At 67.8% G+C, this 13,667-nt stretch carries 10 protein-coding genes; 5 read left to right on the forward strand and 5 right to left on the reverse strand.

What is annotated here, in order from left to right; genetic code table 11:
* Nucleotides 1-8 precede the first annotated feature (8 nt).
* Nucleotides 9-2,252, reverse strand: coding sequence for a heavy metal translocating P-type ATPase (locus tag VPA02S_RS12115; RefSeq protein WP_012745196.1), 2,244 nt, complete (start codon nt 2,250-2,252; stop codon nt 9-11).
* Between the two features lie 135 nt (nt 2,253-2,387).
* Here VPA02S_RS12115 and VPA02S_RS12120 point away from each other — a divergent pair, with 135 nt between their 5' ends.
* Nucleotides 2,388-2,582: a heavy-metal-associated domain-containing protein gene (locus tag VPA02S_RS12120; protein WP_012745195.1), complete on the forward strand. Its 195-nt coding sequence runs from the start codon at nt 2,388-2,390 to the stop codon at nt 2,580-2,582.
* On the forward strand, nt 2,579-2,983 hold the full coding sequence (gene cueR, locus VPA02S_RS12125) for a Cu(I)-responsive transcriptional regulator (RefSeq protein ID WP_012745194.1): 405 nt from the start codon (nt 2,579-2,581) through the stop codon (nt 2,981-2,983). The genes VPA02S_RS12120 and cueR overlap by 4 nt, the downstream gene beginning before the upstream one ends.
* Before the next feature lie 12 nt (nt 2,984-2,995).
* Here the strand turns inward: cueR and VPA02S_RS12130 are convergent, their stop codons facing one another.
* Complete coding sequence (locus VPA02S_RS12130) at nt 2,996-3,955, reverse strand: YcjF family protein (protein ID WP_062363860.1); 960 nt, start codon at nt 3,953-3,955, stop codon at nt 2,996-2,998.
* Nucleotides 3,956-4,522: 567 nt separating this feature from the next.
* Here VPA02S_RS12130 and creB point away from each other — a divergent pair.
* Nucleotides 4,523-5,305, forward strand: a complete 783-nt coding sequence (gene creB, locus VPA02S_RS12135) for a two-component system response regulator CreB (RefSeq protein WP_012745192.1) — start codon at nt 4,523-4,525, stop codon at nt 5,303-5,305.
* Complete coding sequence (gene creC, locus VPA02S_RS12140; protein ID WP_012745191.1) at nt 5,302-6,744, forward strand: two-component system sensor histidine kinase CreC; 1,443 nt, start codon at nt 5,302-5,304, stop codon at nt 6,742-6,744. Before creB ends, creC begins: the two co-directional genes overlap by 4 nt.
* 6 nt (nt 6,745-6,750) lie before the next feature.
* On the opposite strand, the gene VPA02S_RS12145 is transcribed toward creC, so the two are convergent.
* The 3 genes from VPA02S_RS12145 to creD all read right to left on the reverse strand — a co-directional run bounded on the left by VPA02S_RS12145 (nt 6,751) and on the right by creD (nt 11,374).
* A complete protein-coding gene (locus tag VPA02S_RS12145) occupies nt 6,751-7,356 on the reverse strand; it encodes a hypothetical protein (RefSeq protein ID WP_012745190.1) in 606 nt (201 codons plus the stop codon).
* A gap of 79 nt (nt 7,357-7,435) precedes the next feature.
* Nucleotides 7,436-9,844, reverse strand: coding sequence for a penicillin-binding protein 1A (locus tag VPA02S_RS12150; RefSeq protein ID WP_012745189.1), 2,409 nt, complete (start codon nt 9,842-9,844; stop codon nt 7,436-7,438).
* Between the two features lie 48 nt (nt 9,845-9,892).
* Nucleotides 9,893-11,374, reverse strand: coding sequence for a cell envelope integrity protein CreD (creD, locus tag VPA02S_RS12155; protein WP_012745188.1), 1,482 nt, complete (start codon nt 11,372-11,374; stop codon nt 9,893-9,895).
* Nucleotides 11,375-11,584: 210 nt separating this feature from the next.
* Here creD and VPA02S_RS12160 point away from each other — a divergent pair, with 210 nt between their 5' ends.
* Nucleotides 11,585-13,660 carry a VIT and vWA domain-containing protein gene (locus VPA02S_RS12160; RefSeq protein ID WP_062363861.1) on the forward strand — a complete coding sequence of 692 codons (2,076 nt, stop codon included), beginning with the start codon at nt 11,585-11,587 and terminating at the stop codon, nt 13,658-13,660.
* Nucleotides 13,661-13,667: the final 7 nt, after the last annotated feature.

Consider the following 13,667-nt stretch of genomic DNA (forward strand, 5'->3'; position numbering starts at 1 on the left):
GCGAAGGCTCAGGGCTTCCAGCGCCGCAGCAGCAGCGCGTTGGCCATCACGCTGACGCTCGACAACGCCATCGCCGCACCCGCCACCACCGGGCTCAGCAGCCCGAAGGCGGCCAGCGGAATCCCGGCCACGTTGTAGGCAAAGGCCCAGAACAGGTTCTGCCGGATCTTGGCCACCGTGCGTGCCGAGAGCTCGAGCGCCTCGGCCACGAGCGCCAGGTCGCCGCGCATCAGCGTGATGCCCGCCGCTTCCATTGCCACGTCGGTGCCGCCGCCCGCAGGCGCCATCGCAATGCCCACGTCGGCCGCGGCCAGTGCGGGTGCGTCGTTGGCACCGTCGCCGATCATCGCGACCACCTGGCCGTTCTTCTTCAGGGCGCTGACCTGCGCCGCCTTGTCGGCGGGCAGCACCTCGGCGCGCACGTCCTCGGCCGCAATGCCGAGCCGCGCGGCCATCGCCTGCGCAGCGCGCAGGTTGTCGCCCGAGATCATCACCACGCGCAAGCCGCGTGCATGCAGCGTGCGGATGGCTTGCGCGGCTTCGGGCTTGGGCTCGTCGGCAAAGGCCAGCAGCGCCTGCACCCGGGCAGCGCCCGCCGCGTCGAAACGCAGCAACGCGGACACCGTGGCGCCCTGCGCATGCAGGCGCTCGAGCTGTGCGGCGTCGGGCATGGCGCCGAGCTCCGCGCACCAGCGCAGGCTGGCAATGGCCCAGGGCTCGCCATCCACCAGGCCGCGCACGCCGCGGCCCGGCATCGCCTGCATCGCGCTCAACGGCGGCGGCTGCAGGCCACGCTGCGCGGCAGCCGCCATCACGGCGCGTGCCAGCGGATGCTCGCTGCCGCCTTGCAGGCTCGCAGCGATGGCGAGCAATGCGGCTTCGTCGCCGCCGCCCGCCACCGGCACCAGCGCCGTGAGCACCGGGCGGCCCAGCGTCAGCGTGCCGGTCTTGTCGAAGGCCACGGTGCCGACACGGTGCGCCAGCTCCAGCGCCCGCGCGTCCTTGATGAGGATGCCGCGACGCGCCGCCACGCCGGTGCCGGCCATCACCGCGACCGGCGTTGCCAGGCCCAGTGCACAGGGGCAGGCAATCACCAGCACGGCCACCGCATGGATCATCGCAAGCTCGATGCCGGCGCCCGCGAGCAGCCAGCCCGCCAGCGTGGCCAGCGCAATCGCCAGCACCACCGGCACGAACACGGCCGCGACCTGGTCCACCAGGCGCTGGATCGGCGCCTTGGCGGCCTGCGCATCCTCGACCAGGCGGATGATGCGCGCCAGCACGCTCTCGGCACCCACCGCACTCACCTCGACGACCATGCGGCCGTCGCCGTTCACGGCGCCGCCCGTCAGTGCGTCGCCAGGGCCCTTCGGCACCGGCAGCGGCTCGCCCGTGAGCATCGATTCATCGACCTCGGACTGCCCCTCGATCACGCGCGCATCGGCGGGCACGCGTTCGCCCGGACGCACCGCGAGCCGGTCGCCCACCATCACCTCGGCCAACGGCACGTCGCTTTCGCCGCGCGGACCGACCAGGTGCGCGGTCTCGGGCCGCAACTGCTGCAGCGCGCGGATGGCCGAGGTGGCCTGCCGCTTGGCGCGCGCCTCCAGCCACTTGCCGAGCAGCACCAGCGTGATCACCACGGCCGAGGCTTCGAAATACAGATGCGGCATGCCGCCGTGCCCCGCATGATCGCCCGTGGCCGCGCGCCACCAGAGCCAGAGCGACAAGCCGAATGCCGCGCTGGTGCCGAGCGCCACCAGCAGGTCCATGTTGCCGGTGCCCGCCCTTGCGGCATGCCAGCCCGCGCGGTAGAAGCGCGCGCCGAGCCAGAACTGCACTGGCGCCGCCAGCAGCAGCTGCAGCCAGGGCGCCAGCATCCAGTCCTGCCCGAAGGGTTGGCCGAGCATCGGTGCCAAGAGCGGTATCGAGAGCAGCAGCCCGACGCCCACGGGCCCGAAACCGTACCAGGGCGACAGCGCAGCGGCGTCGTCGGCCGCGCTGCTGGCCGCGCGCGGCTCGTAGCCGGCGGCGCGCACGGCGCGGCGCAGGCGGGCGTTCATGTCTTCGCCGCCGGCGGCGGTCACCACGCGGGCCGATTCGGTCGCGAGGTTGACACTCACGTCCTGCACGCCCGGCACGTTCTTGAGCGCGCGTTCCACGCGCATCACGCAAGAGGCGCAGGTCATGCCGCCGACGGAAAGATCGAGGGTGCTCATCGGGTCGTGTAGGTTGTGCAGCAGATTGTCCATGCCCCGAGGCTAAAGTCTCACATCATGGCAAGGTCAAGCCGGCACGCGCAGTGTCCCTGCGCTGGACATTGACATCATGAGAAGGTTCAAACTGGCGCTTCGTTCACTTCATTTCATCCAAAAGGAGCAAACACGATGAGCCAGAAATTCCAGGTATCGGGCATGAGCTGCGGCCACTGCGTGAGCGCGGTGCAGAACGCGGTACAGACGGTGGACCCCGAAGCGCAGGTCACGGTGGATCTTGAAACCGGCCATGTCGACGTGGTGAGCGCGCAGCCCCGAAAGGACATCGTGGCGGCCATCGAGAACGCCGGCTACCGGGTCCAATGAGCGGCTTCGGCACCGTTTCCATTGGCGAGGCCGCGCGGCTCTCGGGTGTCTCGGCGCGCATGGTGCGCCACTACGAAGGGCTGGGCCTGCTGCCCCCGGTGGCGCGCACCGACAGCGGCTACCGCCAGTACGGCGATGCCGACATCCACACGCTGCGCTTCATCAAGCGTTCGCGCGATCTCGGCTTCTCGATGGAAGAGATCGCCGAGCTCGTGGGCCTGTGGCACAACCGCCGCCGTGCGAGCGCCAGCGTGAAGCGCATTGCGCAAAGGCACCTGGGCGAACTGGAGCAGCGCATTGCCGACATGCAGTCGATGCGCAGCACGCTTGCGCACCTGGTGCACTGCTGCCACGGCGACGCACGCCCCGACTGCCCCATCCTCGACGACCTCGCGAAATAAGCGAAGAAAGACTCACGCTCCCCTGACGAGCGACAGCACTTTTCCGGCGTCGAGGGTGCGGGCCTTTTCCTGGATCGCCGGCAGGTACTGGGTCTGCAGGCTCTTGCCTTCCTGCACCACGCCCGAGAAAGTTTCCTTGAGCATCTGCGCCGAGAGCGTGCGGCCGCCGGCGTAGTAGCGCTTGGCCACGTGCCCGAGCGCATAGGTCGAGGCGAAGCTCATGCCCGAGCTCACCGCCTGGTTGCCGAGGCCGCGCAACAAACCGCCACCCATCTTGCCGAGCAGGCCGCCAAGCAGCTTGCGCCCGGCCTGCTCCAGGTACTGCGAAGTCAGGCCCACGCCGACCGTCGCCAGAAAATCCTTCACATGGCCGCTGTCGAGCTCGTAGCCGTAGGCCTTGCCGATGCGGTAGACCAGCTTCATCTGCAGCGGAATGATCGCCATGGTCGAGAGCGTCTCGGGCAGCAGTTCGAGCGCGCCGTTGAGGATGGAGGCGTTGAGGATCGACTTGTCGAGCTCCGCGCTGTCGGGCGATGGCGCAGCAGCAGCAACAGCGGCGGGCGCCACGGCCGTGGCCGTACCGGCGGCCGCCGCCGGCACCGCCGCGGCAATCTCTTCCGCCTGCTGCGAGAACTGCGCCGCCGAGGCATCGAGCCCGAGCGAGCTGCGCACGTCCGCCAGGAACATGCGCTCGGCATCGGACTGCGTGCCATCCGCATCGCACACGCACACCGCCATCTCGTAGGCCAGCTGCTTCGATTCCGTGCTCTTGAGATCGCCCGCGACCGAGGCCAGCGAGACGCGCTTCATCAGCACGTCCTGGTAGAGCGTGGGCAGGTTCATGCCGTCGGCTTGCGAAAGACCTTCGGCAATGCGCTTGATCTCGGCGCGTTCGCGCTCGTGCTTCTCGCCGTCGACAAAGGCGGCCAGCAGGCTGAGGGACACGATGGCCCGGGTTTCGGAAGGTGTCACGTTCGAATTTCCACTGGTTGAGGGACAAAGTTCGTTCGGCATGGCGCCCGAAGGTTCCGCCGCCGGTTCTCCCCACAAAGCTTGGGCAACTCTGTGGATAACACTCGCACTTCCTTGTAAGAGAAAGCTAAGTGGTTGATCTTTAAGGAAAATCTACAGTCTGCCCAAATATGAGGCAATGAATTTCTCGCGCCGGAAAACGCCTTTGGCAGATTTTCCGGAGCCTGTCAAAGGACAACTCTGGGGAGATTTCCGGCACAAGCAGGGCGTTATCCACAGGGCCGGCGCTTCCGGCAATGTTGTTCCTTTTGGCGCGACAGCACAAAAGCGCAGCTGCGCACAGTGACGCGGGCATGACAAGTCCATGTCACGCAAGGAAAAAAGTGCCATGTCCACAGACCGGCGCTGCCCTTATCTACTACTACTAATTTGAATAAGAGAAATAAGAAATAGAAACGGGGACAGCGCCGCGCCCGAAAAAAAGTCCGTGGACGGCCGCGCCGTGTTCGCGGCGCCACGCAGCCAAACCAGCCTCGCCGGACGGCGCCCGCTCGCTAACATCCGGGGATGAGCTTCAAACCGCGGATCCTGATCGCCGAAGACGAATCGGGCATTGCCGACACCCTCCAGTACGTGCTCAAGAGCGATGGCTTCACGCCGGTCTGGTGCGCCACGGCCGAAGACGCCATCGCGCAATTCGCGCAGGAGCCGCCAGCGCTCGCGATCCTGGATGTCGGCCTGCCCGACCTCAACGGCTTCGAGCTGTTCAAGCGGCTGCGCGCGCTGAACCAGTCGCAGGGCGGCGCCGAGGTGCCGATGCTGTTTCTCACGGCGAGGAGCGACGAGATCGACCGCGTGGTGGGGCTGGAACTCGGTGCCGACGACTACATCGCCAAGCCCTTTTCGCCGCGCGAGCTGGTGGCGCGGGTGCGCACCATCCTGCGGCGCAGCGCACGAGCGGGCGCTGGAGGGGCCGCGGGCCCCGGCGATGGGGTACCCCCTCGAATTCCGGGCGCGGCGCCTCCAGCGACCGCCCAGCCCCCCGCAATGCCGTTTGCGCTGGACAACGAGCGCATGCAGATCCGCTACTACGGACGCCTGCTCGAGCTCTCGCGCTACGAATACGGGCTGCTGCGCCTGCTGGTCCAGCGGCCCGGACGCGTGTTCACGCGCGACGAGCTGCTGCAGATGGTCTGGGATGACGCGAGCGACAGCTTCGACCGCACGGTCGATGCGCATGTGAAGACCCTGCGCGCCAAGCTCAAGGCCGTGGCGCCCGAGGTGGAGCCGATCCGCACGCTGCGCGGCACCGGCTATGCGCTGAACGAAGAACTGCCCCAGACGCCGTGAGTCGGCGCACGCGGATTTTTATCGGCATCCTGCTGATCTACACGGCGGGCATCGCCTTCCTGCTCTACCGCGTGGTGTCGGACATCGATCCGCGCTACCGCGAATCGGCCGAGGAATCGCTGGTCGAGACTTCGCAGCTCGTGGCCAGCCTGGTCGAGCAGGACGTGATCGCGGGCGCCCTCAACACCGCGCGGCTGGAGCCGCTGTTCCGCACGGTCTATGCGCGCGAGTTCTCCGCGCAGATCTACAACCTGCACAAGAACCGCGTCGAGCTGCGCGTGTACGTCACCGACCGCAGCGGCCGCGTGGTGTTCGATTCGCTCGGCCGGCACCTGGGCACCGACTATTCGCAGTGGAGCGACGTGAGCCGCACGCTCGCCGGCCTGTACGGTGCGCGCACCTCGCGCGACGTCGACGGCGACCCGCGCACTTCGGTGATGTACGTGGGCGCGCCGATCCGGTGGAACAACGAGATCGTCGGCATGGTCAGCGTCGGCAAGCCGGTGCAGAGCTTCGGCCAGTTCGTGGAGGACGCGCGCGCCCGCACGCTGTGGGTGGGCGTGGGATCGGGGCTGGCGCTGCTGCTGCTGGCGGTGATCGTCTCGGTCTGGCTGGTGCGGCCTTTCGGGCTGATCTCGGACTACTGGGCCTGGGTGCGCGCGCAGCGCACGCTGAGCCTTTCGCGCATGGCGCGGCGCGCGGTCGATGCGGTGCGCACCGGCTTCAGCGAAATGCGCGATGCGCTGACCGGCCGCAACTACGTGGCCGACTACGTGCAGACCTTCACGCACGAAGTGAAGAGCCCGCTCTCGGCGATCCGCGGCGCGGCCGAGCTGCTGCAGGAGCCGTCGATGCCGCATGCCGAGCGCGAGCGCTTCCTGAAGAACATCGAACGCGAAACGCAGCGCATCCAGGAAATCGTCGACCGCATGATGGAGCTCACCGCGCTGGAAACCCGCCACGGGCTGGACCGCACGGAGCCGGTGGCGCTGGCTTCGCTGATCGAGGACATCGCGATCAGCGCGCAGCCCGCGGCGGCCAAGCGCAACATCGGCGTGCGCGTGAACATCCGCGCCGAGGCGCGCGCGGAGGGCGACCCCTTCCTGCTGCGGCGCGCCATCAGCAACCTGCTGGACAACGCGATCGATTTTTCACCGCAGGGCAGCGAGGTGCTGCTGACGCTGGAGACCACCTCGAAGCTCGCGCGCGTGAGCGTGCGCGACCATGGCCCGGGCATTCCGGACTACGCACAGGAAAAGGTCTTCCAGAAGTTCTATTCGCTCGCGCGGCCGCACAGCCAAAAGAAGAGCACCGGGCTCGGGCTGGCCTTCGTGAAGGAGATTGCCGCGCTGCACCGCGGGCGCATCGAGCTCGGCAATGCGGCGCGCGGCGGCGCGGTGGCCACGCTCACGCTGCCGCTGCTGCCGTCACACCACTGAAGGGGGTCACTGGCCCGTGAGCGCCGCGTAGGCCCGGCGCGTTGCGGGGCTCACGGCCTCGAGCAGTTGCTCGTACGAGGTCTTGTGCCGCGCCAGCATGCGCGCCGAGGCCACCGTCTTCGACTTGCAGAACCAGTGGCAGGTGTGCTGCATCAGGAACAGCTCGGCCGACATGGTGAAGGCCTTGGCCTTGGGCGTGCGGCCCGCGTCGTTGCGCATGACCTCGGCAATGCCGCGCGCGTGGATCGCCAGCGCCTGGCGCAGGTCGAAGGTGGCGGCCGGAAACAGCCTGTGCGCGAACGGAATGGCCACTGGCAGCTTGCTCACGCGCGCATCCGCCGCGTCGACCCGCGCGAACTCGGCGGCAAAGCTGTCGAACTGGGCCGAGAGCTTTTCCTCGGTGGAATCGAGCAGGCTCCAGATCTGCTGGCGCCGCTCGGCGTTGTCCTCGCCCAGGCAGCGCAGGTAGCCTTCGGTGAGGCTCTCCATCAGCCTTTCGATCTGGTATCGGCCCAGGTGGCTGCCCAGCAGCGCGATGCGCTGGCGCTGGTCCCTGGACTTGAGGATGTAGGCGCCGACGACGATCAATGTCGCCAGGGTGAGGATTTCCATGGGGAAGAAGCGTGGGAAGGTCAAGCGAAAGAAGCCGCACCGAGTGTAGAGACTCGCTGCGGCTTCTTCCCGCCATGCCTCAGCGGAAGAAATCGAGGATGCGGTTGCGCTCTTCGGGCTGCGGCGGCGGGCCCAGCGGCACCGGGACGGCGGCCGGCGGCACACCCGTGAGTTCTTCGGCCGGCACCGGCGGCGGCTCGCTCTCCACGCCCAGGCTGGCCACGCTGTGGCCTGGGGTGAAGTCGTCGAAGTACCACTCGCCGTCGATGTTGACGACGCCCGGCGGCTCGGCCATCTTGCTGACCGGCACGCCCTTGAGCGCGGCCTGCATGTAGCCGATCCAGATCGGCAGGCTCAGGCTGCCGCCGGTTTCGCCGCGCACGCCCAGCTGGCGCGGCGTGTCGTAGCCGATCCATGCAATGCCCACGGTGGTGGGCTGGAAGCCCGCGAACCAGGTGTCGAAGGAATCGTTGGTGGTGCCGGTCTTGCCGAACAGGTCGTCGCGCTTGAGCGCCTGGTAGGCGCGCGCGGCGGTGCCGCCCTTCACCACGCTCTGCAACAGCGAATCCATGATGAAGGCGTTGCGCTCGGGAATGGCGCGGCGGCTTTCGTCGAGCACCGGCGGCTCGGTCTCGACCAGCACCTTGTCGCGCAGGTCGGTGATGCGCGTGACGAGGTACGGATTGACCTTGTAGCCGCCGTTGGCGAACACCGAGTACGCCGTGGCCATCTGCATCGGCGTGACCGAACCGGCGCCCAGTGCCATCGGCAGGTAGGCCGGGTGCTTGTCCTTGTCGAAGCCGAAGCGGGTGATCCACTCCTGCGCATACGGCGCGCCGATGGCCTGCAGCAGGCGCACCGTCACCAGGTTCTTCGACTTCATGAGCGCGGTGCGCAGCGGCATCGGCCCTTCGAAGCCGCCATCGAAGTTCTTCGGTTCCCAGGGCTGGCCGCCCGCGGTGCCCGGCTCGAAGTGCAGCGGCGCGTCGTTGACGATGGTCGCGGGCGTGAAGCCTTTTTCGAGCGCGGCCGAATAGATGAAGGGCTTGAAGCTCGAGCCCGGCTGGCGCCAGGCCTGCGTCACGTGGTTGAACTTGTTCTTGCCGAAGTCGAAGCCGCCCACCAGCGACTTGATGGCGCCGCTGCGCGGATCCATGCCGATGAAGGCGCCCTCCACTTCGGGCAGCTGCGTGATCTCCCAGGTGTTCTTCGGCGTGCGGGCCACGCGGATCACCGCGCCGCGACGGATCTTGATGTGCGGCGGCGCCTTCGCCGCAAGGCCCGACTGCGCAGGCCGGAGGCCTTCGCCGGTGATCTGCACGGTTTCGCCGTTCGCGCGCACCGCGTTGATTTCCTTGCTGCCGGCCTCCAGCACCACCGCGGCCATCACGTCGCCGTTGTCGGGATGCTCGGCCAGCGCGTCGTCCACCGCCTCGTCGACTTCCTTGGGATCGTCCGGCAGGTCGACGAAGCGCTCGGGCCCGCGATAGGGCTGGCGCCGCTCGTAGTCCATGATGCCCTTGCGCAGCGACCTGTAGGCCGCCGCCTGGTCGGCCGCGACCAGCGAGGTGTAGACCTTCATGCCGCTGGTATAGATGCTGTCGCCGTACTGCGCGTACATCATCTGGCGCACCGTCTCGGCCACGTATTCCGCATGCAGCCGCTCCGGGTCGGCGGCATCGCGCAGGTGCAGCTCTTCCTTCTTGGCCTCGGCCGCCTGCTCGGCGGTGATGAAGCCGGTTTCGTGCATGCGGTCGATCACGTAGAGCTGGCGGGCGCGGGCGCGCCGCGGATTGGCCACCGGGTTGTTGGCGCCGGGCGCCTTGGGCAGGCCGGCCAGCATGGCGGCTTCGGCCAGCGTGACGTTCTGTAGCGGCTTGCCGAAATACGCTTCCGATGCGGCGGCAAAACCATAGGCGCGGTTGCCCAGGTAGATCTGGTTCAGGTAGATCTCCAGGATCTGGTCCTTGCTGAGCTGCTGCTCCAGGCGCAGCGCCAGCAATATCTCGTAGGCCTTGCGGCTCAGCGTGCGTTCGGAGCTCAGGTAGACGTTGCGCGCCACCTGCATCGTGATGGTCGAGGCGCCCTGCTTGCGGCCGCCCTTGAGGCTGGCCACGGCCGCGCGCGCGAAGCCCTTGTAGTCGACGCCGCCGTGGTCGTAGAAGCGCGCGTCTTCCACCGCGAGCACGGCGTCCTTCATGACCTTGGGAATGCTCGCAAAGGGCGTGAGCATGCGGCGCTCTTCGCCGAACTCGCCGATCAGCGTGCCTTCGACCGTGTACACGCGCAGGGGCAGCTTGGGCCGGTAGTCGGCCAGCTCGGAAATGTCGGGCAGCCGGGGATAGATGGAGGCCACCGCAACGACGGCGGCCACCAGCAGCACCAGCGCGCCGCAGCCGAGCGCGATGGCGCTCCACCGCGCCGCGCGCCGCAGCTTCACTGAACGCTGCGAGCGCGCGGGCTCGGCGGAGGGAGAAGAATCGTCCATGGGAATCAGTGGCAAAAAGGTAAGGAAAAAAACAGTCCGTAGCGTTGGTTACACGGACGCGGCCGCCTCGGGTAAGACCGGCTCGGGTATTCGGGGGTTCCCGGCCGACAGCGCATACCAGTCGACCTTGCGCGTGGCGAGCATCAGCACCGTCAGCATGCCGAATGTCAGCAGGGCGCCGAGCAGCAGCGCATTGCTTTCCGATGCCAGCAGGCCGTAGAGCGCGCCATAGAGTACCGCGACATAGGCCCCGAAGCCCGCGCCGCGTGTCCAGCTTTGCAAGACCGCGCTGAAATAGATGCCCAGCAGCAGCACGCTCGCGCCGGCCGCGCTGGCATAGGCCAGCCAGAAGGCCAGCTTCTCGGACAGGGCCAGCAGCAGCAGGAAGAACAGCGCGATCGAGAGGCCGACCAGGCCGTACTGCACCGGGTGCATGCGCTGCCTGCGGAACAGCTCGAACATGAAGGCCGCCATGATCACCAGGCCGATGAAGAGCGCGCCGTACTTGCCGGCGCGCGTGCTCATCGAATACACATTGACCGGCTGCGCGAGCGACACGTCGAAGGTCTGCAGCGGGCCGAGGTTGCGCTGCGCATGGCTGGTTGCAGCCACGGCCGCCGCCGTCGCGGCACTGGCGGCATCGCCGCGGCCCGGCAGCCCGGCGCGCACCTGCTCGCGCGCCGAGGTCACGAGCGAGGACACGCGCCAGTGCGCATCGAAGCCCTGCGGCGTCACTTCGCGCTGGGTGGCGAGAAAACGGCCGCCGAAACTCGGATGCGCCCAGGGCGACTTCAGATGGGCGGTGGTCTCCTCGGCAATCGGCACCATCGAGAGCGTGTCCTGCCCCACGAGGCCGAGCTTCATCTCGAAGGACAACGGTGCCTTCGCCTCCCATGCAGCGAGCGCGGCGCCGGTGAGCGGTGCGTGGATGCCGTCGGCCAGCAGGGCGTCGTCCGCCAGGCCGGGCACCCGCTGCCTGAAACGCAAGGCCTCGCCGTTCATCGCGATCGAAGGCGAACCGTCGAGCCCGCGCAGGTCGCTCGCGCCGAAGACGGCGAACGGTGCCTTGAACTCGATGCGCGAATCGGTTTCGCTGTGCGCCACGGACTTGGGATCGAAGGCCGAAAAGCCGCCGCCCAGCGTGGCGCTGAGCGTATAGAACGGAATCCTGAAGATGCCCCGGTAGCGCTCGTGCGGTGCCATCGAACCTTCGATGTGCAGCTTGTCGGGAAACACCACATGGGTCATTTCCTTGCTGCGCGCCTCCTGGCCAATCACCTGGCCCTGCGCATTGCGCACCGGCTCCATCCAGCGCTCCACATAGGGCACCAGCAGCAGCGGACCCACTACGGTCTGCGGGCCCGCATAGGTGGCTGCGAGCTCCGCAGCCGCTTCGCGCTGGCTGTTGCCGCGCTCGCGGTTGATCGCATTGATCTCGGCCAGCGGAATGCACAGCAGGAGCGTGAGCATCAGCAGTCCGGCCACCTTGACCAGCATCGAACCCTGCAGGGCCTTCAGCAACTGGAACATGTTTTTTTCTCCTCGTCGGTTGTCGAAGCCGCGATGCTCGCTGCGCCATCCGAAGCGCGTGTGAAGCGCAGCCGCCGGCGGACTTCACACAGGCTTCACACAACGCCGCATCCACGCGCCGGACTTCAAGGAGCCTTCCAATTTCCTTCTCGCGCGGTGCCGACAGTTGCGGCTGTGCAAGTTCGCACGGACACCAACACCCACACCGCCATGGATGCCCACACCTCCACCCGTCCCGGCCGCTGGCTCTGGCTCGCCACCGTGAGCCTGGCCACGGCGGGCTTCGTCGCGCTCAGCCTCAACCCCGTGCATGCCCAGGAAGCACCGGGCCCGCGGCTGAAGACCGAGAGCCCGTACTTCTTCGTGAAGAGCGACGATCCCGCGGTCGACCGCCTGCCGCTCAAGGCCACCGAGGTGGCGGTGAAGATCTCGGGCGTCATTGCCGACGTGACCGTCACGCAGACCTACCGCAACGAAGGCCAGCGCGCCATCGAGGCCAAGTACGTGTTCCCCGGCTCGACCAAGGCGGCCGTGAGCGGCCTCAACGTGCGCCTGGCCGACCGGCTGATCACCGCGCAGATCCGCGAGAAGCAGCAGGCGCAGATCGAATACGACAGCGCCAAGAAGGAAGGCAAGACCGCCGCGCTGCTCGAGCAGCACCTGCCCAACGTGTTCCAGATGAACGTCGCCAACATCCTGCCGGGCGACGACGTGAAGGTGGAGCTGCGCTATACCGAACTGCTGGTGCCGCAGTCGGGCAACTACGCGTTCGTCTTTCCCACCGTGGTGGGCCCGCGCTACAACAGCCCGCAGTCGGAGAACGCCCAGGCGAAGTGGGTGGCGCAGCCCACGCTGCGCGCGGACGTGGCGCCGAACACCAGCTTCAGGCTCAAGGCCAGCATCGACACGCCCATGGGGCTGAAGGAGGTGCGCTCCTCGTCCCACACCATCGAGGTGAAGAAGAGCGATGAAGACCGGCACGCCGACATCGTGCTCGCGGCCGATGGCCGGCCCGCGGACAACCGCGACTTCGTGCTCGACTACCGCCTTGCGGGCGAAAGGATCGAATCGGGCCTGATGCTCTACAAGGGCCAGAACACCGATGGCAGCGCCGAGAACTTCTTCCTCGCGATGGTCGAGCCGCCCAAGGCCGTGGCCGCCAGCGCGATCTCGCCGCGCGACTACATCTTCGTGGTCGACATCTCGGGGTCGATGCACGGCTTTCCGCTCGACACCGCCAAGACGGTGCTCGAACGCCTGATTGGCGGCCTCAGGCCCAGCGACACCTTCAACGTGCTGCTGTTCTCGGGCAGCAACAAGATGCTCTCGCCCCGATCGGTGCCGGCCACGCGCGCCAACATCGAGCAGGCGCTGGCCACCATCCAGAACTACGGCGGCAGCGGCAGCACCGAGCTGATTCCCGCGCTCAAGCGCGTCTACGCCGAGCCGAAGGAGGAGAAGGTCTCGCGCACCGTGGTGCTGGTGACGGACGGCTACGTGAGCGTGGAGCGCGAGGCTTTCGAGCTGGTGCGCAAGAACCTTTCGAAGGCCAATGTGTTCGCCTTCGGCATCGGGTCGTCGGGCAACCGCAGCCTGATGGAAGGCATTGCGCGCGCCGGCATGGGCGAGCCCTTCATCATCACCGACCCGATCCAGGCGCCCGAGCAGGCCGCGCGCTTCCGCCGCATGGTGGAGTCGCCGGTGCTCACCAATGTGAAGGTGACTTTCGGCGGGCTCGACGTGTACGACGTGGAACCGCAGGCACTGCCCGACGTGCTGGGCGAGCGCCCGGTGATCGTGTTCGGCAAGTGGCGCGCGGACGCGGAGGGCAAGGCCAAGGGCCGCGTGATCGTCGAAGGCCAGGGCGCCAACGGCCCGTACCGCCAGGAGCTGCGCATCGACCCGCAACTGCGCCAGGACACGGCCGCGCTGCGCACGCTGTGGGCGCGCCACCGCATCCAGAGCCTGAGCGACCAGGAAACGCTCGAGGGCGGCAGCGCGTTCAAGGAGCGCATCACCGAGCTCGGCCTGAAGTACAGCCTGCTGACCCAGTACACCAGCTTCATCGCCGTCGACAAGGTGGTGCGCAACCCCGCGCCGCAGAACAGCGTGGGCGTGAACCAGCCGCTGCCATTGCCGCAGGGCGTGAGCGAACTCGCACTCGGCGCCGAGGTGCCGAGCACGCCGGAACCCGAGACGCTGGGCGCGATTGCCGTGGTGCTGTCGATGCTCGCGATGCTGCGCCGCCGCGCGCGCCGCAACGACCCGCGCCGCTTCACGGCCTGAGCCAGGG

This window comes from Variovorax paradoxus NBRC 15149 (genome assembly GCF_001591365.1).
In the GTDB taxonomy this organism is placed as follows: domain Bacteria; phylum Pseudomonadota; class Gammaproteobacteria; order Burkholderiales; family Burkholderiaceae_C; genus Variovorax; species Variovorax paradoxus.